Raw genomic sequence first — 22,846 nt, forward strand, 5'->3', positions numbered from 1 at the left:
ATTAAAACACATGTTGAATCTTGTTGTTGCCCCAGTGTTCTTCTCGTTTCTCGACGCTGCGGACGAACGGCTGCCCAATGCGACCGCTGTAGATGAGCAGCAGCAGAGTGCAGAGGCGCTCGATGAGGCCGAATGTGGACTTTGCTCCAGGATCGGTCGTAGCCGATGCTTCCAGGACTGTACGGGAGAGTGGTTTGGTTCAGCAATTGCAGACGACTGTAAGGTCTGCTCGGGGGGCCGTTCGGGCCATGTGTTCAACTCCGATCGCGACTGTGAGGGGACTTGCTTTGGACTTTTTTCGCAGACAAATTTGAAGTTCAGCGCCAAGGTGTTGCGCTATTCGACGACCGGCGACGTCATCGGCATGGACCCGCACATCAACAACGAGGGTCCGACCAATGCGATGAAGGACAACCTCTACGAGGGGCTGGTCATCCGCAACTGCGATCTGACGGTTCGCCCCGGCGCTGGCGACCGAATGGAGCGCAGGCCGAGCCCGACGACGTCTGGCGCTTCAAGCTGCGCCAGGGCGTGACGTTCCACGACGGCACGCCCTTCACGGCCGACGACGTGGTCTTCTCGATCGACCGCATCCAGCGGCGAGCAGTCGCGACATGCAGCACCTACATCGCCGGCGGTCAAGGAGGTGCGCAAGGTCGACGACCACGACGGTCGAGTTCGTCACCGAGGCGCCCGATCCGATCCTGCTGCAGAACCTGACCGCTGTCTCTACATCATGTCGAAGGCGTGGGCGGAGAAGAACAACACGCTGCTGCCGGTGCGCGGCACCGTCGGCAGCGAGAGCTACGCCAACCGCAACGCCAACGGCACCGGCCCGTTCAAGCTGCTCGACGCGCGTGCCCGACACCCGCACCGTGCTGGTGCCGAACCCGAACTGGTGGGGCAAGCCCGAGCACAACCTGACCCGCGTCGAGTTCCGCGCCGATCGCCAACGCCGCCACCCGCGTCGCCGCGCTGCTGTCGGGCGAGATCGACATGATGTACCCGGTGCCGCTGCAGGACATCCCGCGGCTGAAGCGCACCGCCGGCGTCAAGGTCCTGCAAGGGCCCGGAGCTGCGCACCATCTTCCTCGGCTTCGACCAGTGCCGCGACGAGCTGCTCGACATGCCGGGCACGGGCAAGAACCCGTTCAAGGACGTGCGGGTGCGCCGCGCCTTCTACCAGGCGATCGACATCGACGCGATCCACGCGCGTCGTCATGCGCGGCGCCTCGACGCCGACCGGGCTGATGATCGCGCCGGGCATCAACGGCTTCGCCAAGGAGCTGAACGAGCCGCTATCCGTTCGATCCGGACGGCGCCAAGAAGCTGCTGGCCGAGGCCGGCTATCCGCAGCGGCTTCACGCGTGACGCTCGACTGCCCGAACGACCGCTACGTCAACGACGAGGCGATCTGCCAGGCGGTCGTGCCGATGCTGGCCCGCGTCGGCGTCACGGTGAAGCTGAACGCCCAGACCAAGTCGCAAGCACTTCGACAAGATCGGCATCGCGGCAGGCTACAACACCAGCTTCTACATGCTGGGCTGGACGCCGGCACCTACGACGCCCACAACATGCTCTACAACATCGTCATGACGCGCGAACGCGGCGCCCGGCGCCGGCTCGAACAACAGCGGCCGCTACTCCAACCCGCAAGGTCGACGAGCTGACCAAGGCGATCGGCGTCGAGACCGACCAGGAGAAGCGCAACGGCGATGATCTACGAGGCCATGAAGATCCACAAGGAGGACTTCGGCCACATCCCGCTGCACCAGCAGGCGCTGGCCTGGGGCGTGCGCGACGAGGTCATCGACGGTTCGGTCAAGCCGCGCCCGTCGAACGACGTGGAGCTCAAGCTGATCAAGATGAAGTAAAGTTCCGGCTTCTCTATCGACGGGGCCCGGGTGGAGCGATCCATCCGGGCCTCGCCGCATAGACCCGAACGCAACTAGATCATGTTCGCCTATATCGTTCGGTCGCTGCAGTCCGTGCTGGTCATGGCGTCGGTGGCATTCGTCGCCTTCGCGCTGTTCCAGTACATGGGCGACCCGATCAACCAGATGGTCGCGCAGGACGCGACCCTGGAGCAGCGGAACGCGCTCCGCGCCGTGCTCGGCCTCGACCGGCCGTTCTACGTGCAGTTCCTCTACTTCCCTGAAGAACCTGATCACCGGCAACATGACTCGTGGAGTTGTGGGTGTGCCGTTGGATGCTGCCCGGGCTGCTGTTTCCCTTTGTCTGAACAGTCGCTTTTGAGCATGGTAACCAGTCGGCCTCGACTTGGTAGGCACTTGCCGTCCCCTGGCTGGCAGTCATTGCACACACGCCAAGAAACCCTGCCCAGGAGATGCGAGAAAGTCTCCTCGATTGTGATCCCTTCGATGGCCGTGTGCTAAGCGATCTACGGACGGTTTTCATGAGATCCCCGATTCTCGTTGTAGACGTGCCCTGCCGGCTTCGGGCGCCCAATTGTTTGGGCAGGTGAGGCCCGGTGGTATCGAGAGTACCCCCCCGGCTTCGGCGGGGCAAGGAGATCGGCACTGGTGGCCGGGGATGGCGGGTAGTTGGGGGTGGCGGTTATTGTTCGGTGTATGTCGCCACGGCGGGGGTGGGCCTTGTTCGGGTTTGTCCTGGCTGTGGCGTTGGGGGTGGGGGTGGGGTGGTCGGGGCGGGAGTTGCTCGGTCGGCCTGATGAGGTGTTGCCGGCACCGTCGTTCACGGTGGTGACGGTGGCTGAGGATTCGGTGTCGCGGTCGTTTCTCGTTAGCGGCGGCGGCGGGGTGGTCGGGCGGGGCGTCGGTCGTGGGGGGTTTGGCGGGGACGGTCACCCGGGTTGGTTTTTCCGGGGCGCGGTCGGTTAGGGCCGGGGATGTGTTGTATGAGGTGAATCTGGGTCCGGTGGTGGTGGGGCAGGGGGTGGTGCCGGCGTTCCGGGACCTGCAGATCGGGGCAAGGGGTGGTGATGTCTCGCAGGTCCAGAACCTGCTCCGGGAGACGGGGTTCCGGACGGTGAAGGCGTCGGGCAGTTATGACGTGGCGACCGCGAACCAGGTGTATGCGTGGAAGAAGTCGTTGGGCTTGAGCCCGAATGGTGTGGTGGAACTCGGGCGGGTGCTGTTTGTCCGCAAGCTGCCGGCGCGGATGGCTTTGGACCCGGCGGTTCGGGTCGGGGCGGCGGCTCCGGTGGCCGCGAGGGCGGTCAAGGTCCTTCCGGGGCAACCGACGTTCACGATCACTCTGCCGGTGGGGCAGGCGGGGCTGGCCCGCGCCGGGCAGGACGTGACGTTGACGATGGATCAGGCGCGGTGGCCGGCGCGGATCGCGGCGTTGTCGGTTCCGGATCAGGATGGGTCGGTGACCGCCACGCTCGGCCCGGCCGCGGGTGGGGAGTCGATCTGTGGGGCGGAGTGCGAGCGGGTGCCGGTGGCTGGGGCGAGCGGCATACCGGCGGTGATTGTGGTCGTGCCGAAGGTTAGTGGCCCGACGATCCCGACGGCCGCGTTGCGGGTGGCGGCCGACGGGGCGACCGCGGTGATCGATGAGTCCGGCCGGGTGATCGGGGTGACGGTCCGGGCGTCTTCTGGGGGGCTGGCCGTGGTCGAGGGCGTCACGCCGGGCACCCGGGTCCGGGTGCCGCAGGAGGGCCGGTGACCGCAACGACGCCGGTGCTGGCGGCCCGGGAGATCGACTTCACCTATGGCCGCGGCGAGGACTTCCGGGTCGAGGGGTGGTCGGCGAGCTTCCCGCGGGGGGCGGTCACCGCGATGACCGGGCCGTCGGGGTGTGGCAAGTCGACCCGGCTCTATTTGTTGTCGCTGATGTTGCGGATCCGTTGCGGCGTCATCGAGTTGGACGGCCGCCGGGTCGATGACCTGCCCGACGCGGCGCGGGCGCAGTTGCGGGCGCAGCGGTTCGGGTTCGTCTTCCAAGACGCGGCCTTGGATGCTTCCCGCTCGGTGATCGACAACATCCTCGAAGCCACCCTGTATCGCGGTCAACGCGCCGGTGACCATCGCGCCCGGGCTCTGGAACTGCTCGACGCGCTCGAGGTGGCGGTCCCGCCGGGCCGCAAACCCGGGCAGGTCTCCGGCGGGCAGGGGCAACGGATCGCGACCTGCCGGGCGTTGCTGGGGCGCCCGGACATCATCCTGGCCGACGAACCCACCGGCAACCTCGACCCGGCCAGTGCCGCTGTCGTCCTTGGCGCGCTGCGCCGCCACGCCGATGACGGCGGCGCGGTCGTGGTGGTCACCCACGACCCGGGGGTGGCCGCGTGGGCTGACCACCGACTCGAATTGGACGCGCACCGGTGAGTGGGCACCCGGTCACCGGGCTGCTGCGCGAGGCCCTGGCCAGCATCCGCGCCCAACCCGCGTTCACCCTGGTCACCTTGCTGCTGGTGGCGGCCAGCACGATGTCGGTGATCACCACCGCCGGGAAGGCCGCCGCGTCCGAGGCCGCTGTCCTGGCCGCGATCGACGCCCAAGGCACCCGCACCGTGATCATCCAAGCCAAGGGCACCCAGCCCGGCATCGACGAACAACTCGTCGCCACCCTCGCCCGCGTCGACGACATTGAGGCCGTCACCGGGTTCGGCCCGGTCACCGACACCACCGCCGCCGCGAACCCGGCCGGGCCCCGCCTCGGGGTCCGCACGGCATACGGAAGTATCGACGGCACCGTCGTGACGCAACCGGCCCCCGGGCCCGCCGGCACCCTGGCCTGGGCCTCCCGCGCCAGCACCGACCTGGTCGGCCTGCCGCCGGCCGCGGGCAGCCTGCGCGAGATCGACGGCCCCGAACTGCTGATCACCGCCGCCCTGACCGTCCCGCCCTACCTGGCCGGCCTCGAACCCCTCACCGTGATCCCGGCCACCCCGCCCGCGCCGAACGCACCGCCGCGGACCCTGTCCACCATCTATGTCCTAGCCCGCACCCCCGCCGCGGTCGATGTCGTCACCGAGGTCGTCCACCGGCTGCTGGCCGGCGTGCCCGCCGACGGCGCCACCGTCGAGACCTCCGCCGCCCTGGCCGACCTGCGCGCCGCGATCGGCGGGGAACTGACCCAACGCTCCCGCGGCCTGATCCTCGGGGTCCTGGCCGCCGCGACCCTCGCCAGCGCCCTGACCGTCCTCGGCTACACCCTCATGCGCCGCAAAGACTTTGGCCGCCGCCGCGCCCTCGGCGCCACCCGCCTGACCATCGTGCTGCTCATCGCCGTCCAAACCCTCATCACCGCCGCCCTGGCCGCCGCCCTCGGCGCCACCGCCGCCACCCTCTGGCTCACCACCCGCGGCAACCCCCACCCCCCCACCACCTTCACCCTCGCCGTCGCCGTCGCCGTCACCACCTTGACCACCCTCGCCGCCACCCTGCCCGCCACCCTCGCCGCCCGCCGCGACCCCGTCCGCGAACTGCGCGTCCCCTGACCTGGCCGCCTGACCTCGTCGCCGATCCGGTGATGGCCAGCGAGGAGCCTCGCCGGGCGGGCGGCGGCATACGGAATCAGGGGGCCGGCCGAGAACAGGTTCGGCGGCTACTCACCGGGCCTTGGTTTCGACACTGAAGCGCGATTTCTGGAGACCGTTGTGGTGGTCTTCGGGAGTTGTCAACCTCGGTGAGACAGTCATGCGGTTTTCGCAGTGTGGGAGTCGGTGGTGATGGTGGGTCGGTTGATCCAGGCCTCCTTGGGGGGCTTGGCAGGGTCCCGGAAAGGTCGTGTCTCAGCAGGTCAGCGCGCATGTGATGGCTCGTTCGGGGTTGCGGGCGTGGTGTCGTAGGTGCTGCGGCGATGTTGGTCCAGCCGGCCAGCCGTCAGGATGCTGATCGACGGTGTTGCGCAGGGCTGGCCATGACTGCGGGGTGCATGACGCCGGTGCGGACCTGGGAGCGGTCCTCGTCGAAGGTGACGTCGCGCACCCAGTGGACGCTGGTTCTCGATTCCCCAATGGCCTTGGACCCACGCGGCCAGGGTGGCCGGTGGTGCGTCGTGATGGCTGGCGGAGGTGATGCAGGTAGACGACCTCGACGGTCTTCTTCCCGCTCTGTGGTGACGGTGCGGCGTAGTTGCGCGACCTGGGCGGCACCGGCGAACTCGGGCCAGTCCGGCAGCGTCGGTGACGTCGATGACCTTGATGGTCCGGGTCGCACGACGGCCGTGGCCGAGTTGGGTCGGTCCGCGAGCCGACGGGGACCTTGTTCCAGGGCAGCTGTCTTCAACGCTGCTCAGGAGCGTGGGGCTGGTTGGCCTTGACAGTGAACACGTAGTCCGCGCCCGCGTCGAGGATCGTCTGCGGCGGTGTCGTCTTGGGTGTGCATCGCATCCACGGTGATCACGCATCCGCGCAGGTCACAGGGATCGAAGCCGGTCAGCAGGTCGCGCACGGCGGGGATCTCGTTGCGACTTGGCGGCTCGACCTGATTCTGGCCCAGGACGACGCCGGTGGCGTGGTCGAGCGCGGCGACCAGATGCGGCGCGGTCGCGTCGCCGCGGTGCGGGCGCCGCGCACGGTCTTGCCGTCGATCGCGATCACTCGTCGACCGCCGCCGATCTGACGCGACTCGGCACCACGGCGTACGACCGCCAACGCAGACGGTCGAGCGCGGCGGCGTCCAGACGGGCGAACAGCTTGCGCAGCGTGGACTCCACCGGTGCCTCGCCGAGCCCGAGCCGGCCCGAGCTGCACCAGCGTCGAGGTCCGCGGCCCACTCACCGATCGCGGCGAACGACCTGGCGCCCGGCCAGGACCGCGGACACCGCGACCGCGAGCACCCCGACGAGCGGGTAGCGCACACCGCGCGGGTCGCGAGGATCAGGGACGCGGCGCAAGCACAGTCGAGCAGGTCACGGCGCGTACAGTCGGCGCATCGGCATCGACCGATCGGGGAAGATGGCATCGAGCGGGTGGGGTCCTTGGGCTGAGAGGGCTGTGTAGGAACTCCCATCTCAGCCCCACGGGCCCCATCCGTCACACACGCCACGCCGGTCACACCACCACGATTTGCCCAGGTCACAGCCCCATCGACCGACCTTTCCGGAGCCCTGGGGGGCTTGGGCGCGGTGGGCCGGTGGTGCTTGGCGTAGACCGTACCCGGTTTGGTGGCCACGGGAGGGGTTGCCCTGTCTTTGAAGGAGTTTCACGTCATGGGTGATACGCGTCGGGCGTTCACGGCGGAGTACAAGTCGCAGGCGGTCGGGTTCGTGTTGGATGATGACCGGACCCTCGCCGAGGTGGCCAGGAATATCGGCTGCCATGAGTACACATTGGGGAAATGGGTGAAGAAGGAACGAGAAGCGCGTGATCGCGCGCGGGCGGATCAGCCGGTGAGCGAGTCCGAGCGGGCGGAGTTGATCCGGTTGCGGTCGGAGAAGAAGACGGACGCCGCGACGATCGCGCAGCTGGAGATGCAGGTGGCTTTTGCAAAAAAAGTCGCGGCCTGGTTCGCGAACGAGCAGCGGTGAAGTACGCCGCGATCGCGGACTGGGCCAGCGAGGGCGAGTTCCCGGTGAAGTTTATGTGCGCCGAGTTGGAGGTTTCCAGGCTCTTCGAAGTTAGCCGGGCATCTCGTGGCAGATGATGGCTGTTTCCGCCGGTGTTGGCGGGTGCAGGCCCCAGCGTATGCGGCGTTGCTGGTTTCGGGTGTTGCGGAAGCCGAAGGCGTTGCGGCCTTCGTGTTTCCCGAGGCGGTTGTAGCCCTCACTTCGGGCGTTGCTGTATCCGGTGATCAGGCCGGCTTCGATTGCGGGCCACCAGGTTTCGACGGTCTCGGCGAGCCGGTGGACTTCGGGGATGTCGCAGCTGGCGGCTTGGTCGAAGAACCGCCACAGCCGGTGGGAGATCACTGCCCGGTCCGGGACGGAGGTGCCCGGTGCCGGCGCTAGGTCGAGCAGGTGGCGCAGGCGTTCTTTGACGGTGTAGGCGTGCAGGATCTCCACACCGACCTCGTCGGCGTCGAGCAGCCCGTTCCACATCCGCGCGAACGCTTCGGGGCGCAGGCGCTCATGGCCGGTCAGCAGCCGACGCCGGTTGGCCCATTCCGGGTCACGGGCTCGGCCGCGGCGGCCGCGCAGCTGCCGGGTGGCCCGCTGGCGGACCTGGGTGAGCATGTCGTTGGCGAGGCGGACCAGGTGGAACCGGTCCGCCACGTGGGTAACCTGCTCACGCCAGCCCTGTGGCTGCTCGGTCAGCCAGGCCGCCACGCTGGCGGCGGTGCGGCCCTCGACGTGGGCCAGCAGCCCGGCGGTGCCGGCGGCATCGACGATCCCGGTCAACCAGCGGTCGGCCACCAGCACCCATCGGCCGGTGGCCGCCTCCTGCGCCCAGCGCCGCTTCCCGCGGCAGATCTCATCGATCCCGAGCACGCTCACCGGCGGCGGCGCCGCCAACGACTCCTCCACGTGCGCCACGAACGCGGCATGCGCGATCGGCCACGACACCCCAAAGAAATCACCGCCGGCCTGCACGCACCGGAAATCGTCGGCGACACCCTCCCCGCACGCGGACCGTAGCCGGCGCGTCAACCGGGTGCGGGTCGGGATCGCTGGCACCGACTCGGTGAACGAGCCTCTCGAACAAGAGGATTCGCGGCATCGCCACCGCGTCTTGGTCCACTCCAGCGCCACCGCGTGCTCGCCGTAGGGGAAATCGGATCGTCGTGCGCAAGGACCTGTCCATGGACATGGCCGATAAGCTGCTCGATTCGCTACGTGCTGAGGTGGCCTACCTGGAGTCGCTGACCACGCCGATGCCGGATCCACCCGGGCAGCCCAGCTTCCACCACTGAGCTCAGGCGCCCGGTGGTGGGCGGTGAGTTCGGCGCGCAGGTCGGCCGGCAGCCGGTGAACCGTCCCTCCGGGCATCGTGGCAGCCGTAGCCGGGACTATAACGATGTGGCCGCGTACCGTTGGGCGGATGTCGGTGCATCTCGAGTCCGTGGCGTTCGATGCGGCGGCCCCAGCGCGGCTGGCGGCCTTCTGGGCCGGGGTCCTGGCGCGCGAGGCCCGGCCGGACGCCCGCGGTGTCCTACTCCCGGGGACGGACACCCAAGTCGGCGTGCGGTTCGTTCCGAGCACCAGCCCGCGGGTCGGGGTGAACCGGATGCATCTGCACCTGACCAGCACCGACGAGTCCGATTTCGCCGGCACGGTCGCCAAGGCGCTGGGTCTTGGGGCGAGTCACCTCGACGTCGGCCAGCTCCCCGAGGAAGGGCATGTCGTCCTGGCCGACCCCGAGGGCAACGAGTTCTGTGTCATCGATCCGGGGAATTCGTTCCTCGCCGGCTGCGGTCTCCTCGGCGAGGTCGCCTGTGACGGCACCCGCCAGATCGGGCTGTTCTGGGCCGAGGTGCTCGGTTGGCCGCTGGTCTGGGATGAGAACGAGGAAACGGCGATCCAGGCTCCGGCTGGGGGCACCAAGGTGGCGTGGGGCGGGCCACCGCTGGCCCCGAGGTTCGGGCGCAACCGGCAGCATGTCGAGTTGGTGGCGTCCCACGATCTCACCGGCGAGATCGCTCGGTTGCTCGCTGCCGGGGCGACGCTCCTCGGGCGGGCCGACGCATTCGTGGAGCTTGCTGACCCGGACGGGAACGCGTTCCGGCTCGGTTGACCGTCCCTCGATGATGGCCCCGCCGAGCAGGAGCAACGGATCACTCCTTTCGCCTGATGCCCTGCCATGCGTCCATTAGCCGGTCAGGTCAGGTCAGGTCGATCCAGTAGCGGCGGACCAGCCGGCCGTCCCGCTCGCTGCGCACGCGGTTGTCCAAGATCCCGCCATTGGTTCCGATCACCGTCGCGGACCCGATGTTGTCGTCGTCGCAGGTGACCAGCACGCGGTCGAGCCCGAGGTCGCGGCATACGGCCAGGCTCTGGCGCAGGGCCTCGGTCGCGTGGCCCCGCCGGCGAGCGCTCGGTCGCACGCTGTAGCCGATGTGCCCGCCCTCGTGGCGCAGGAAGTCGTTGAGGTCGTGGCGGATATTGAGGGAACCGACATAGTGCCCGTCCGCCTCCATCCACAAGAACGTGCTCGGGACGAATCCGGTCGGGACGGGCCGGTGCGGGTCGGTGCGCCGGTGGACGAAGCGGGCGAATCCGGCCTCGGTCTCCAGCTCGGCTCGGGTGAACTCGTGCTCGGTGCCTGCCTCATCGATCCACATCCACGTCCCGTCGCCGTCGCGGTGGGCGCCGCCGAACTCATCGACGGCCTCGAGATAGGAGCGTTGCAGGTCCACATGCGGGGGCACGAGTCGCATACGAGGACCGTATGCCGAACCCCGGCTCGCGGGCGACCGGATTCCCGCGACCCTGCTGTTTTGGCGGCGCCGACGCGCGCTCGGTGCCAGGACGCTGTCGCCTCGCGGACGTAGGGTTGGACCGAGATGACCACCCTGTTCGATGAGTCGCCCGAGTGGACCGCGGCGGTGACCGCGGCGGGCATACCGACCTGGGCCATGACCGGGAAGGGGCCGGCGCGCGCTCAGGATGCGCCGGCAGACGCCGACCCGCGGGCGGGTGCGGGCGACGTGGAGAGCCTGCTCGCCGGACTCAACGACCAGCAGCGCGCGGCCGTGGTCCACGAGGGTGGGCCGCTGCTGATCGTTGCCGGCGCCGGCTCCGGCAAAACCCGCGTGCTCGCCCACCGGATCGGCTACCTTCTCGGCCACCGCAAGGTCCAACCCGGCCAGATCCTCGCGATCACCTTCACCAACAAGGCCGCTGCCGAGATGCGCGAGCGGGTGCACGATCTGGTCGGCGCGCGGGCCAAGGCGATGTGGGTGATGACCTTCCACTCCGCCTGCGTGCGCATCCTGCGCCGAGAGGCAACCAAGGTCGGGCTGCGCTCCAACTTCTCGATCTATGACGCCGCCGACAGCCAACGGCTGATGGCGCTGGTCATGCGCGACATGGACCTCGACCCCAAACGGCACAACCCGCGCACCTTCAGCCACAAGGTCTCCGGCCTCAAGGACGAACTGATCGACGAGGAGACCTATGCGGCGTGGGTCACCTCCGAGACCGAGCCCGGCAGCGAGTATGAGCAACTCGTCGCCGAGGCCTATACGCACTATCAGCGCCGGCTGCGGGCGGCCAATGCGCTGGACTTCGACGACCTGATCATGACGACGGTCAACATCCTGCAGGCCTTCCCCGATGTCGCCGAGAACTACCGCCGCCGCTTCCGGCACATTCTCGTCGACGAATACCAGGACACCAACCACGCCCAATACGTCCTGATCCGCGAGTTCGTCGGTGGCGCCGGGGCTACCCGTCGCCCCGACCCGGGTGGCGACCAGCCGCAGGTGCCCCCCGCCGAGCTGGTCGTTGTTGGCGACGCCGACCAGTCGATCTATGCCTTCCGCGGGGCGACGATCCGCAATATCGAGGAGTTCGAGCAGGACTACGCCGATGCGACGACGATCTTGTTGGAGCAGAACTACCGCTCCACCCAGACGATCCTGCAGGCCGCCAACGCGGTCATCCGCCGCAACGCCGGCCGCCGCGAGAAGAACCTCTGGTCCGAGGCCGGCCAGGGCGAGCGCATCATCGGCTATGTCGGCGACTCCGAACACGACGAGGCGGCGTTCGTCGCCCGCACGATCGATCGGCTCGCTGACGATCACGAGGTCCAACCCAAGGATGTCGCGGTCTTCTATCGCACCAACGCCCAGTCCCGGGCGATCGAGGAGGTCTTCGTCCGGGTCGGGCTGCCCTACAAGGTCGTCGGCGGCACCCGCTTCTATGAGCGCCGTGAGATCAAGGACGCGCTCGCCTACCTGCGGGTCCTCGCCAACCCCGCCGACACGGTCAACCTGCGGCGCATCCTCAACGTCCCCAAGCGCGGCATCGGCGACCGTGCCGAGGCGTGCGTCGCGGCGCTCGCCGAGCGCGAGCGGATCCCGTTCGTGGCAGCCCTCGGGCGGGCGGCTGACGCGCCCGGCATCGCGACCCGCTCGGTGACCGCGATCGCCGGGTTCACCGCCTTGCTTGAGCGCCTTGGCGCCATCCGCGACCGGGGGGCGCCGATCGCCGAGATCCTCGAGGCCATCCTCGACCAGACCGGTTACCTCAAGCAGCTGCGCGTCAGCCTCGACCCTCAGGACGAGACGCGCGTGGAGAACCTGCAACAGCTGATCTCCGTAGCCCGCGAGTTCGATGAGGTGCGGGTCGAAACGGGGGAGGAGTTCTCGCTCGACGACTTCCTCGAGCAGGTCTCGCTGGTCGCCGACGCCGACGAGATCCCGGACAACGCCGAGGGCGGCGGCGTCGTGACCCTGATGACCCTGCATACGGCCAAGGGGTTGGAGTTTCCCGTCGTCTTCGTCACGGGGATGGAGGACGGCACCTTCCCCCACCAACGCTCCTTCGCCCAGGTCAAGGAGATGGAAGAGGAGCGTCGCCTCGCCTATGTCGGGATCACCCGGGCCCGGGAGCGGCTGCACGTCTCCCGTGCCGTGGTCCGCTCGGCGTGGGGGAGCCCGCAATACTTCCCCGCCTCCCGGTTCCTGGACGAGATCTCGGGCGAGCTGATCGAGTGGGAGCGTCTGGTCAGCGCCTCCGAGCGCCGCACCGACGCCCCGTCGCTGGCCCGGCTGGCAGCCCGTCCGGCCGTCCGGTCACCGGGCAACAAGCAGGTCATCGCGCTCGCCGCCGGTGATCGGGTCAGCCACGACACCTTTGGCCTCGGCACGGTCGTGCGGGTCGAAGGCGTCGAGGAGCGCGCCCTGGCGCACGTCGACTTCGGCGGCGAGTCCGGCGTCAAGCGGCTGCTGCTGCGCTACGCCCCCCTGGAAAAGCTCTAGGACAACTCGCCGAGGTCTGGTCTCTTTGCTGAGGTCGTACTACCGGTAGTACGACCTCAGCAAAAACACCAGACCTCGGCGGGTTTGGCTTAGGCTTAGGGGTTGAGGTGGTGGGCGGCGAGCCAGCCGGCGGGGTCGACGGGGTCGCCGCCCTCGGGGTGGATCTCCAGGTGCAGGTGCGGGCCGGTGGAGTTGCCGGTGTTGCCGGACTTCCCGACGGGACTACCCGGCGCCACCAGGTCACCCTCCTGCACGCTCAGCTCGCTCATGTGGGCGAAGTAGGAGACCGTTCCATCCCAGTAGCGAATCTCGACCTTGAGGCCGTAGCCGCCGGAATACTCGGCCTTGGTCACGACGCCGGAGGACATCGCCACCAACGGGGTGCCGACCGGGGTGCTGAAGTCGAGTCCGGCGTGCAACCGGCCCCAGCGGTGGCCGAACGGCGAGGACAGGTTGGGGTGATTGATCGGCAGCACCCAGCGATGGATCTTGGCGACCTTCTTGGCCCGCGCGGCGGCGGCCGTGCGCTCGGCGATCACGGTGCGGGCGGCATCCTGGGCGCGCTTCTTCTCCTCCTGACGGCCCGGGCTCGCCAGCGCCGCCCGCGTCGCGGCCCTGCGGCTAGCCACGTATCGGGCCTGCTCACGGGACTGCCGGGTGCGCTCCACGACGGCGGCTGTGCTCTCGGCGGCCTGCGCGGCCAGATTGGGAAGTGGTCGGCGGCTGACGGTGAACGCCACAGGCAGCGGCGCGGCCATACCGGCGACCGCGTCTCGGTGAGTGGTTGTCGAAGACTGCGCCGCGGACGACGTGGCCACGGCGCCGACCACCCCGAGGGCGCCGGTCGTCAGGACGACAACGGCGCGCCGGGCACGTCCGCGACGTGGTTTGGGCGCGCGGCGACGACCGACATAGGAAGCCATGACAAGTCCTTCGGGGGAGGGGCCGCAGCCCAGGACATGGGGGACGCAGGACGGGAGATCGCGAGATCACGCTCCCGGCGGCTCCAGAGGTTCTTGCCGACGAGACTAGCGTGACGGTTTCGTTATCCAAAATTCAAGAACCGCTCCCGCCCCCGCAACGGCCCGGATGTGATAAACGCCTCGTTCTCAGGAACCGCCTTACTACCGGCCAGTAGGGCAACCCCTCGCCCGGACGTCCCCTCCCGGGCAGCCGCGCCGACCACAGGAGTTACCGGCGAGTAAGGACTTGGTAAAGCCTGGGTCAGGATTTGGTCAAGAAGGCTTGCCCAAACCGGGGAGAAGCCACAACTCTTCCGTATGCCGCGGTCGCTACCCGGGCGACCGTCTGGTTCGAAGGAGACCCCCTGTCGTGAACAAACTGTCGTGCGGCATCGCTACGGGCACCGCCGTCCTCGTCACCGTCGCCGCGGCCGGGGCCGCGGCGGCCCTCCCCACCCGGTCCGGATCCGATCAGGATGCGTCCGGCCGGAACCCGGCCGAGCGCCTCATTCAGCGCAGCGTCGTCCGCGACGCGGACGGGACGACCTACACCCGCTACGACCGCACCTATAACGTGCTGCGCGTCATCGGCGGCGACCTCATCGTCAAACGGACGCCGAAGGGGCAATCGAGCACGACCTACAACGCGGCCGGCCGGCTCGAGGTCCCCAGCGCCACCGCCCGGATGAGCCCGGCCGCCGCCGAGCGCATCGGCCACCAGCTGGCCGAGCGCGCCACGCTGACGAAGCTGTCGTCCTCGCGAGCCGAACTCGTCGTCCACGCCGGCGCCAAAGGCGCCCGGCTGGCCTACGACGTCGCGACGCGGGGCGTGCGCGCCGACCAGACGCCGAGCATGCTGCACACGATCATCGACGCGAGCAGCGGCAAGCTGCTGACGGCATCCGACGAGGTCAAGACCGGCACCGGGAACTCGATGTATTCCGGGACCGTCACGCTGAACTCCATTCAGTCCGGTTCGAGCTGGCTGCTCAAGGACAGCGTGGGCAACTACACGACCGACCTCAACGGGTCCACGTCCGGCACCGGCACCCAGTTCACCGACGCCGATAACGTCTGGGGCTCCGGGACCACGAGCAGTCGCCAGACCGCCGGCGTCGACGCCCAGTTCGGCGCCGAGAAAACGTTCGCTTACTTCAAGAATGTGTTGGGGCGCAACGGGATCTGGAACAACGGTACGGGAGCCCGCAGCCGGGTCCACTACGGCAACAGCTACAACAATGCCTTCTGGGACGGCACCCAGATGACCTACGGCGACGGCACCAACAACGCCAAGCCATTGACCGAGCTCGATGTCGCGGCGCACGAGATGAGCCACGGCGTCACCGAAAACACCGCCAACCTCGACTACGGCAACCCGCAATTGGGGATCTACAAGGAGTCCGGCGGCCTCAACGAGTCCACCTCGGACATCTTCGGCGTCGCCGTCGAGTTCTATGTCAACTCCGCGGCCGACCCCGGCGATTACTTCATGGGCGAGAAGATCGACTTGCGCGGCAACGGGACTCCGCTGCGCTATCTGGACAAGCCGTCCAAGGACGGCTCCAGCCTGGACTGCTACAACGCGAGCACGATCAAGGTCGACCCGCACTACTCCTCCGGCCCGCTCAACCACTGGTTCTTCATGGCCTCCGAGGGCAGCGGCGCCCGCACGGTCAACGGGGTCAGCTACAACAGCCCCACCTGCGGCGGCGCGCCGGCCGTCACCGGCGCCGGCCGGGCCAACATCGAAAAGGTCTGGTATCGCACGCTGTCGACCAAGCTCACCTCGACCAGCGGGTATGCCGCGGCTCGCGAGGGCGCGATCACCTCGGCGATCGAACTCTTCGGCGCCACCAGCCAGACCTGCCTGAGCGTCCAGGCGGCGTTCAACGCGATCACCGTCCCGGCCGGCTCGGCCAGCTGCGGCGGCACCCAGCCGCCCACCGGCGGCAATCTGCTGCAAAACCCGGGCTTCGAGTCCGGCGCGACGATCTGGACCGGAACCGCCGGACCGATCACGACCAACACCGGCCGGCCGGCGCGCACCGGCAGCTGGAAGATGTGGCTCGGCGGCAATGGCTCGACCAGCTCGGAGTATGAGCAGCAGACGGTGACGATCCCCGCCACGGCGGCGGCGCCGAAGCTGTCCTTCTGGGTCCGGATCGACACCTCGGAGTCGAGCACGGCGGGCACGGCATACGACACGATGAAGCCGCAGATCGTCTCCGGTGGTGTCACGAGCACGCTCGCGACCTATTCCAACCTGACCACCACCGGCGGTGCCTATGCCCAGAAGGTCTTCGACCTGTCGGCATACAAGGGCAAGACGATCACGGTGAAGTTCACGATGAGCGAGGACTCCTCCTTGCAGACCTCGTTCGTCGTCGACGACACTGCCGTCACCACGGGCTGACCCTCCACCCGTGGGCGGGGGTCATCGGCGCGCGCCGGTGACCCCCGCGACCGGACCCCCAACCAGAGCTACCGCTGCGGCGTCGTAAGGTTCGTGACGACCAGCGTGATGCCCGTGCGTGATGTGCTGTGGGAGGGAGTGCGCATGCCGAGCGCCGTCGTCGGCGCCGACGAGTTCGCCGTGCGCGAGGTCTACCAGGCGCATTACGGCACGCTCGCCGGTTGGGTGACCCGGCTGGTCGGCGACCGCGATTTGGCCCACGACATCACGACGGAGGCGTTCATCCGGCTGCTGAAGCACTGGGGCGAGGTGTCCGAGCCGCGCGCCTGGCTCTACACGGCGGCCGCCAACCTCGTGCGTGACCACTGGCGCAAGCGGGGGCGCGAAGCAACGGCATACGGCAAGATCGGCCACCAGCTGGAGGTGGCGCACGCACCGGACCAGGCGACGGCGATCACCGTCCGCGAGGCGGTGCAGTCGCTGCCGGACCGGCTGCGGGTGAGCGTGTTGCTGCACTACTTCGCCGACCTGACCGTGGCCCAGGTCGCCCACCACCTCGGCAAGTCCGAGGGCGCGGTCAAGCGTGACCTGTGGGAGGCTCGCGGCAAACTCGCCGTGATTTTGGAAGGTGTCCGATGACCGGCCGCGACCCCGTCGAGGAGTTCTTCGCCCGCGAGAAGGCGATGATCACCCGCGAGCCTGCCGACGAGGAGCGCTGGCAGGCGATCGTCGCGGCCGGCCGCCGGGGGCGACGCTCGCGCTGGATGACGTATGCCGCGGGCGCGGCTGCCGCGGCCGCCGCCGTCGGCGTGCTCGGCTATGCGATCGGCCGGGCGGTCCCCGGCACCGGGCAGGGCGATCCCGCGGGGCGTGGCTCGGTGACCGCGCTGTCCACCCCCAGCTCCGCGACCAGCGGGACCCCGTCGGCGGTTGCCTCCAGCAGCGCACCCGCCACTCCGAACGACCGGGGCACGAGCGCGCCCCCGCCCGCGTCCGACACCGAGCCGGCCCCGCCACCACCCGGCGACACGGTCATGCCCGCGACCTTCAAGACGATGTCGATGTCGCAGGCCGGTCCCTCGACGATCTTCGCCCTCGGCGAGGGCGTCTGCACCGACCGGTTCTGCCCGGTTGTCGCCCGGTCCGAGGACAACGGCCGCAGCTGGCGCCAGGTGGCGACGTTCACCGATGGCAGCTACCGGCAGATCCGGATGGCCGACGAGCAGATCGGCTGGGTGTTCGGCCCGGACATCAAGCAGACCACCGATGGCGGCCTGACCTGGCACGACTACACCGCGGCCGGGAAGGGGATCGTCGACCTGGCGAGCAACGGCGCCGATGTCGCGATCGTCTCGACGTCCGGCATGTGTGACGGGCAGCGCTGCGAGGGCGAGTTGCTCACCCAGGTCGTTCCCAAGGAGTTGCGGGCGGCGACCGTCGCCCCGGTCGTGACGAAGACGGCGCCGGTGATCGGCGCGAGCGTGGCCTTCTGGAAGGACCGGGCCTACGTCTCGCCGCAGCCGGTCGACGGCCCGGGCCAGCCGTTCTCCGTGGGCGCGGACGGCCAGGCCACACCGCTGGATATCGGCTGCGGCGACTCGGCCGCGGCCCAGGTCGTCGTGCCCGGCGACGGCGACACCCTGTTTGCCACCTGCGCCGACGGTGGGGCCGCTGGAACCGCCTACTACTCCATCCACCGATCCCACGACGAGGGCGCAACCTGGGAAGCCGTCCCCGGCAAGCCGGTCGCCCTGGTGAATGCCGGCATGGTCAGCTTCGCCGCCGGCGACGACGAGCATCTGGTCGCGGTCTCGGGCGGTAGCGCAGACGTGCACGGCTCGCTGCTGACCTCCGCCAACGGCGGCCGGACCTGGCGGAACGTCGTCGATCCCGCGCTGCCCGAGCGTGGCTGGCGTTGGGTGGGCGCGCCCGGAGCCAAGTGGTTCTATCTGTTGCCGACCGAGGGCGAGAAGGCCTACTGGTGGGCACAGGATTTCGGCGACACCTGGTCCAAGGTCCCGATGGACTGACCGGTATGCCGCTCTTCAGCCTCGAGGAACTCGATCGCGCGCACGCCGTGGTCGCCGCTCATGTGCCGGTGACCGCGGCATACGAACGAGTGTTGTTGAGCGCCGAGGTGGGCGCGAGCGTGATCGTTAAACACGAGAACCACACGCCCACCAATGCCTTCAAGGTGCGCGGCGGACTGGTCTATCTCGCCCGACTCGCCCGCGAGCGGCCACAGGTGCTCGGGGTCGTCTCGGCCACCCGCGGCAACCACGGTCAGTCGCTCGCGTATGCCGCGCGCGCCGCCGGCAAGCGCGCGGTCATCGTCGTGCCGGAGGGGAACAACCCGGCCCAGGTGGCGGCGATGCGCGGCTTCGGGGCCGAGGTGCGAGTGCACGGCCGCGACTTCCAGGAGGCGCGCGAGCACTCGGTGGAGCTGGCCGCTGGCCTGGGGCTGGAGATGGTGGCGCCGTTTCACCCCGATCTCGTGCTCGGTGTCGCGACCTATGCCAAGGAGCTGTTCGGGCAGGCCGGGCCGCTGGATGCCGTCTATGTCCCGGTCGGTATGGGCAGCGGCATCTGCGGGCTGATCACCGTGCGCGACCTGCTCGGCCTGCCCACCCGGATCGTCGGGGTCGTCGCCGCGGCCGCACCGGCGACGGCGCTCTCGGTCGCGGCGGGACGGGTGGTGACCACCCCGGAGGCGGCGACCTTCGTCGACGGGGTCGCCTGCCGCGAGCCGATGGCCGACGCGATCGAGATCATGTGTGCCGGAGCCGAGCGGATCGTCACGGTGAGCGAGGACCAGGCGGCCGAGGCGATGCGGGTGCTGTATCGCACCACCCGGCAGATGCCCGAACCGGCCGGGGCGATCGCCTTGGCCGGCCTGCTCACCGAACGTGATCAGGCCCGGGGACAGCGAGTGGCCGTGATCCAGACCGGCGGCAACTGCGACGAGGCGATGGTCGCCGACGTGCTCGCCGGCGCGACCCCGTCTGCGTGACCGTCTCGCCAACATGTGATGCGCCAGACCCGGGCTGCGGGTCGTGCTCACCTGCACCAAGGGCCTAGGCTCGGGGGCACCTTATGCCCCAGGCCGGGCGGCATCGACGCAGCGAAGGACGGAATCAGCGTGGATCTGTACGAGTACCAGGCTCGCGACCTCTTCGAAAAGCATGGCGTTCCCGTGCTCGCGGGCGCCGTTGCCACGACCGCGTCGGATGCCCGGGCGGCCGCCGAGACGATCGGCGGGGTCACTGTGGTTAAGGCGCAGGTCAAGACCGGTGGCCGGGGCAAGGCCGGCGGGGTCAAGGTCGCCAAGTCCGCCGACGAGGCGCAGCAGTATGCCGAGCAGATCCTCGGGATGGACATCAAGGGCCACACGGTCAAGCGGGTGATGATCGCCCAGGGCGCCGACATCGCTGAGGAGTACTACTTCTCGATCCTCCTCGACCGGGCCAACCGCACCTATCTGGCGATGTGCTCCACGGAGGGTGGCATGGACATCGAGACGCTGGCCGTCGAGCGTCCCGAGGCCCTGGCCAAGGTCGTCGTCGACCCCAACGTCGGCATCGACGCCGCCAAGGCCGCCGAGATCGTCGCGGCCGCCGGCTTCGACGCCGACGTCGCCGCCAAGGTCGCGCCGGTGCTGGAGAAGCTGTGGGAGGTCTACCGCGAGGAGGACGCCACGCTGGTCGAGGTCAACCCCCTGGTCAAAACGGGTGCCGGTGACATCATCGCGCTGGACGGCAAGGTGTCCATCGACGGCAACTCCGCCTTCCGCCACCCCGAGCACGAGGAGTTCATCGACCACTCCAAGACCGACCCGCTGGAGGTCCTCGCCATCGAGAAGGACCTCAACTACGTCAAGCTCGACGGCAACGTCGGGATCATCGGCAATGGCGCCGGGCTGGTCATGTCGACCCTCGACGTCGTCGCGTATGCCGGGGAGGAGTTCACCGGTGGGAAGGCCAAGCCGGCCAACTTCCTCGACATCGGCGGTGGCGCCAACGCCGAAGTGATGGCCGACGGCCTCGACGTCATCTTCGAAGACGCCCAGGTCAAGGCGGTGTTCGTCAACGTTTTCGGCGGCATCACGGCGTGCGACGCGGTCGCCAACGGCATCGTCGCGGCATACGGGATCCTCGCCTCGCACGGCAAGGAGCCGAAGCCGCTCGTGGTGCGCCTCGACGGCAACAACGCCGAGCTGGGCCGGCAGATCCTCTCCGACGCCGCGCTGCCCAAACTGGAGCAGGTGGACACCATGGATGGTGCGGCCCGCAAGGTCGCCGAACTCGCTGCCGCCGCGAACTGACCCCCGACGAGACCTGAGCAAAGGATTCGAGACCCAGATGGCAATCTTCCTCAACGAGAACTCCAAGGTCATCGTCCAGGGCATGACCGGCTCCGAGGGCATGAAGCACACGACACGCATGCTCGCCTCGGGCACCAATGTCGTCGGCGGCGTCAACCCGCGCAAGGCCGGCACCAGCGTGGACTTCCCCGGCGGTCAGGCCGTCCCGGTGTTCGGCGGCGTGAAGGAGGCGATGGACGCGACCGGGGCCGATGTCACGGTGATCTTTGTCCCGGCCGCGTTCACGAAGTCCGCGGTCGTCGAAGCGATCGATGCGGGGATGCCGCTGGCCGTCGTGATCACCGAGGGCGTGGCGGTCAAGGACAGCGCCGAGTTCTTCAACTACAGCATCGGCAAGGGCACCCGGATCATCGGGCCGAACTGCCCGGGTCTGATCAGCCCCGGCAAGTCGAACGCCGGCATCATCCCGGCCGACATCACCGGGCCCGGCCGGGTCGGGCTGGTGAGCAAGTCGGGCACCCTGACCTATCAGATGATGTACGAGCTGAACGACTTCGGCTTCTCCACCGGCGTCGGCATCGGCGGTGACCCGATCATTGGCACCACCCATATCGACTGCCTCCAGGCCTTCCAGGACGACCCCGACACCGACGCGATCGTGATGATCGGCGAGATCGGCGGAGACGCCGAGGAGCGAGCCGCGGCATACATCAAGGAGCACATCACCAAGCCGGTCGTCGGCTATGTCGCCGGCTTCACTGCCCCCGAGGGCAAGACGATGGGCCACGCCGGCGCGATTGTCTCCGGGTCGTCCGGGACCGCGCAGGCCAAGAAGGAGGCTCTCGAAGCGGCCGGGGTCAAGGTCGGCAAGACCCCTTCGGAGACCGCAGCGCTGATGCGCGAGATCATGCAAGGCCTCGCTGGCTCCTGACCGGCCCGCGGACGGCAGAGTTCGGCGGGGGGCAGGAGTTTCGCGCGCCCGGCTTGCGCTGTGGGCGTTTCCCGTATGCGCGCTCGACTGCCCCCGCTCGAACCGTGCTCGTTCAGGAGCCCGGCGCGCGGGTCGCGCCGGAAGCTGATCCCGAGGGTGCCGTGTCGGCCGTGCGCTTGGACCGGATGCGGGCGATGAGCAGCGCGATCAGGGCGAGCGCGCCGGCCGGGGTGGTCTCGTCGTGGTCGGGAAGCGTGCCGTCGGGCAGCGGACGTGGCGTGCGGCCGCCCGGACGGGTGGCGCCGCGGGCTCGGCGGCGGGTCTTGCCGGTGGCTTCCGTGGTGGAGTCGGGGTCGTCGGAGTAGCCGGCCGAATGACGTAGCTCGCGGCCCTGGGCGACCTTGTCCTCCAGCTTCTTCGCGCTCTTCTTCGAGCCAGTGTCGTCGCGCGGCGGCAACTGCAGGGTGCGCTCGGCGACGATCCCGGCTTGCAGCTGGCGGGCGCGCTCCAACTCGGAGTCGACCTCGGCGCCGAAGAGCAGCGCGAGGTTGGTCAGCCACAGCCATAGCAAGAAGACGATGACGCCGGCGAGCGAGCCATAGGTCTTGTTGTAGCTGCCGAAGTTGGAGACGTAGAACCCGAAGGCGACCGAGGCGATCACCCAGGTGACGATGGCGATGACGGCGCCCACACTGACCCAGCGGAACTTGGGCTGGCGGACGTTGGGGGTCGCGTAATAGAGGACCGCGACGATGAGGATGACGATCGCGAGGATGACCGGCCACTTGGCGATATTCCAGACGGTCACCGCGGTGTCGCCGAGACCGATCGTGTCGCCGACGCTCTTGGCCAGCGGGCCGCTGACGACCAGCCCGAGCATCACGAGCGCGGCCATGACGACGATGAACACGGTCAGCCCGACCTGCAGCGGGCGCAACTTCCAGAACGGGCGGCCCTCGTCGATCTGATAGATCCGGTTCATCGCCCGGCCGAAGGCGCCGACATAGTTCGACGCCGACCAGAGGGCACCGGCGATCCCGGTGACCAGGGCCAGGCCGGCGCCGCCGGCGTTGACCATGTTGGCCAGGACCTTGCGCAGTTCCTCGTTGACGCTGCCCACGCCGGCCTGCTGGAGTAGGTCGACCATCGCGTTGACCGTCGACTGGCCCTGCCCAAAGACGCCGAGCAGCGAGATCAGCGCGAGCAGCCCCGGGAAGATCGAGAGCACCGCGTAGTAGGTCAGCGCCGCCGCCAAGTCGGTGCACTGGTCGCGCCCGAACTCACCCGCCGCCGCCTTGAAGGTGTATTTCCACCCCGGCATCTTGATCTCGGTCGGCGTGTCCGGCTTGATCGGGTCGTCCGGCTCGGGTGCGGTCTGCTCCTTGACTGCCGCCTGCCCCTCCTGGCCCACCATGCCTGCCTCCC

24 protein-coding genes are annotated in these 22,846 nt (G+C 68.9%); 18 read left to right on the top strand and 6 right to left on the bottom strand.

All coding sequences use genetic code 11. The annotated features are described in order from the left end of the window. Positions 1–535: hypothetical protein (locus V9G19_RS15855; protein WP_462286406.1), on the top strand; the 535-nt coding region annotated here is incomplete at its 5' end. Continuing rightward, a complete protein-coding gene (locus tag V9G19_RS15860) occupies positions 532–720 on the top strand; it encodes an ABC transporter substrate-binding protein (protein ID WP_462286407.1) in 189 nt (62 codons plus the stop codon). The genes V9G19_RS15855 and V9G19_RS15860, both read left to right, overlap by 4 nt. 331 nt (positions 721–1,051) lie before the next feature. Here V9G19_RS15860 and V9G19_RS15865 read toward each other — a convergent pair whose 3' ends face one another. Further along, positions 1,052–1,222 (bottom strand): hypothetical protein, encoded by a 171-nt coding sequence (locus V9G19_RS15865; RefSeq protein WP_462286408.1) that lies wholly within the window; start codon positions 1,220–1,222, stop codon positions 1,052–1,054. Here V9G19_RS15865 and V9G19_RS15870 point away from each other — a divergent pair. The 7 genes from V9G19_RS15870 (at position 1,221) to V9G19_RS15900 (ending at position 6,554) form a co-directional block, all read left to right on the top strand. After that, complete coding sequence (locus V9G19_RS15870; RefSeq protein ID WP_462286409.1) at positions 1,221–1,670, top strand: hypothetical protein; 450 nt, start codon at positions 1,221–1,223, stop codon at positions 1,668–1,670. The two genes, V9G19_RS15865 and V9G19_RS15870, sit on opposite strands and share 2 nt — an antisense overlap. A gap of 45 nt (positions 1,671–1,715) precedes the next feature. Then, positions 1,716–1,874, top strand: coding sequence for a hypothetical protein (locus V9G19_RS15875; RefSeq protein WP_462286410.1), 159 nt, complete (start codon positions 1,716–1,718; stop codon positions 1,872–1,874). 81 nt (positions 1,875–1,955) lie between these two features. Beyond that, the gene (locus V9G19_RS15880; RefSeq protein WP_462286411.1) at positions 1,956–2,396 is read left to right on the top strand and encodes a hypothetical protein; all 441 of its coding nucleotides are present in this window, start codon (positions 1,956–1,958) and stop codon (positions 2,394–2,396) included. A gap of 487 nt (positions 2,397–2,883) precedes the next feature. Beyond that, the gene (locus V9G19_RS15885) at positions 2,884–3,651 is read left to right on the top strand and encodes a peptidoglycan-binding protein (protein WP_462286905.1); all 768 of its coding nucleotides are present in this window, start codon (positions 2,884–2,886) and stop codon (positions 3,649–3,651) included. Beyond that, complete coding sequence (locus V9G19_RS15890; protein WP_462286412.1) at positions 3,648–4,313, top strand: ABC transporter ATP-binding protein; 666 nt, start codon at positions 3,648–3,650, stop codon at positions 4,311–4,313. The genes V9G19_RS15885 and V9G19_RS15890 overlap by 4 nt, the downstream gene beginning before the upstream one ends. Beyond that, positions 4,310–5,428, top strand: a complete 1,119-nt coding sequence (locus V9G19_RS15895) for an FtsX-like permease family protein (RefSeq protein WP_462286413.1) — start codon at positions 4,310–4,312, stop codon at positions 5,426–5,428. Before V9G19_RS15890 ends, V9G19_RS15895 begins: the two co-directional genes overlap by 4 nt. 883 nt (positions 5,429–6,311) lie before the next feature. Then, positions 6,312–6,554 (top strand): hypothetical protein, encoded by a 243-nt coding sequence (locus V9G19_RS15900; RefSeq protein ID WP_462286414.1) that lies wholly within the window; start codon positions 6,312–6,314, stop codon positions 6,552–6,554. Positions 6,555–6,708: 154 nt separating this feature from the next. Here V9G19_RS15900 and V9G19_RS15905 read toward each other — a convergent pair whose 3' ends face one another. Further along, entirely contained in the window at positions 6,709–6,828 is a 120-nt protein-coding gene (locus V9G19_RS15905) for a transposase family protein (protein WP_462286415.1), read from the bottom strand. A 270-nt stretch (positions 6,829–7,098) separates the two neighbouring features. On the opposite strand from V9G19_RS15905, the gene V9G19_RS15910 reads away from it, so the two are divergent. Further along, positions 7,099–7,461: a transposase gene (locus V9G19_RS15910; protein WP_462286906.1), complete on the top strand. Its 363-nt coding sequence runs from the start codon at positions 7,099–7,101 to the stop codon at positions 7,459–7,461. A gap of 90 nt (positions 7,462–7,551) precedes the next feature. Here V9G19_RS15910 and V9G19_RS15915 read toward each other — a convergent pair whose 3' ends face one another. Beyond that, a complete protein-coding gene (locus V9G19_RS15915) occupies positions 7,552–8,547 on the bottom strand; it encodes an ISL3 family transposase (protein WP_462286416.1) in 996 nt (331 codons plus the stop codon). Between the two features lie 364 nt (positions 8,548–8,911). Here V9G19_RS15915 and V9G19_RS15920 point away from each other — a divergent pair, with 364 nt between their 5' ends. Further along, the gene (locus V9G19_RS15920) at positions 8,912–9,604 is read left to right on the top strand and encodes a VOC family protein (protein WP_462286417.1); all 693 of its coding nucleotides are present in this window, start codon (positions 8,912–8,914) and stop codon (positions 9,602–9,604) included. Between the two features lie 88 nt (positions 9,605–9,692). Here V9G19_RS15920 and V9G19_RS15925 read toward each other — a convergent pair whose 3' ends face one another. Next, the gene (locus V9G19_RS15925) at positions 9,693–10,247 is read right to left on the bottom strand and encodes a GNAT family N-acetyltransferase (protein WP_462286418.1); all 555 of its coding nucleotides are present in this window, start codon (positions 10,245–10,247) and stop codon (positions 9,693–9,695) included. 126 nt (positions 10,248–10,373) lie between these two features. Here V9G19_RS15925 and pcrA point away from each other — a divergent pair, with 126 nt between their 5' ends. After that, on the top strand, positions 10,374–12,794 hold the full coding sequence (gene pcrA, locus V9G19_RS15930; protein WP_462286419.1) for a DNA helicase PcrA: 2,421 nt from the start codon (positions 10,374–10,376) through the stop codon (positions 12,792–12,794). A 95-nt stretch (positions 12,795–12,889) separates the two neighbouring features. On the opposite strand, the gene V9G19_RS15935 is transcribed toward pcrA, so the two are convergent. Then, a complete protein-coding gene (locus tag V9G19_RS15935; protein ID WP_462286420.1) occupies positions 12,890–13,717 on the bottom strand; it encodes a M23 family metallopeptidase in 828 nt (275 codons plus the stop codon). 409 nt (positions 13,718–14,126) lie between these two features. Between V9G19_RS15935 and V9G19_RS15940 the strand changes: the two genes are divergently transcribed. The 6 genes from V9G19_RS15940 (at position 14,127) to sucD (ending at position 21,421) form a co-directional block, all read left to right on the top strand. Next, on the top strand, positions 14,127–16,169 hold the full coding sequence (locus V9G19_RS15940; protein WP_462286421.1) for a M4 family metallopeptidase: 2,043 nt from the start codon (positions 14,127–14,129) through the stop codon (positions 16,167–16,169). Positions 16,170–16,262: 93 nt separating this feature from the next. Beyond that, positions 16,263–16,808 (top strand): RNA polymerase sigma factor, encoded by a 546-nt coding sequence (locus V9G19_RS15945; protein WP_462286422.1) that lies wholly within the window; start codon positions 16,263–16,265, stop codon positions 16,806–16,808. Beyond that, positions 16,805–18,199: a hypothetical protein gene (locus V9G19_RS15950; protein WP_462286423.1), complete on the top strand. Its 1,395-nt coding sequence runs from the start codon at positions 16,805–16,807 to the stop codon at positions 18,197–18,199. Before V9G19_RS15945 ends, V9G19_RS15950 begins: the two co-directional genes overlap by 4 nt. A 5-nt stretch (positions 18,200–18,204) precedes the next feature. Continuing rightward, positions 18,205–19,179: a threonine dehydratase gene (locus V9G19_RS15955; RefSeq protein ID WP_462286424.1), complete on the top strand. Its 975-nt coding sequence runs from the start codon at positions 18,205–18,207 to the stop codon at positions 19,177–19,179. A gap of 129 nt (positions 19,180–19,308) precedes the next feature. Further along, positions 19,309–20,490, top strand: a complete 1,182-nt coding sequence (gene sucC / locus V9G19_RS15960; protein WP_462286425.1) for an ADP-forming succinate--CoA ligase subunit beta — start codon at positions 19,309–19,311, stop codon at positions 20,488–20,490. A 37-nt stretch (positions 20,491–20,527) separates the two neighbouring features. Next, positions 20,528–21,421: a succinate--CoA ligase subunit alpha gene (gene sucD / locus V9G19_RS15965; RefSeq protein WP_462286426.1), complete on the top strand. Its 894-nt coding sequence runs from the start codon at positions 20,528–20,530 to the stop codon at positions 21,419–21,421. Positions 21,422–21,533: 112 nt separating this feature from the next. Here the strand turns inward: sucD and V9G19_RS15970 are convergent, their stop codons facing one another. Further along, entirely contained in the window at positions 21,534–22,835 is a 1,302-nt protein-coding gene (locus V9G19_RS15970) for a YihY/virulence factor BrkB family protein (RefSeq protein WP_462286427.1), read from the bottom strand. Positions 22,836–22,846 lie beyond the last annotated feature (11 nt).

It is taken from the genome of Nostocoides sp., assembly GCF_037045025.1.
Lineage (GTDB): Bacteria > Actinomycetota > Actinomycetes > Actinomycetales > Dermatophilaceae > Nostocoides_A.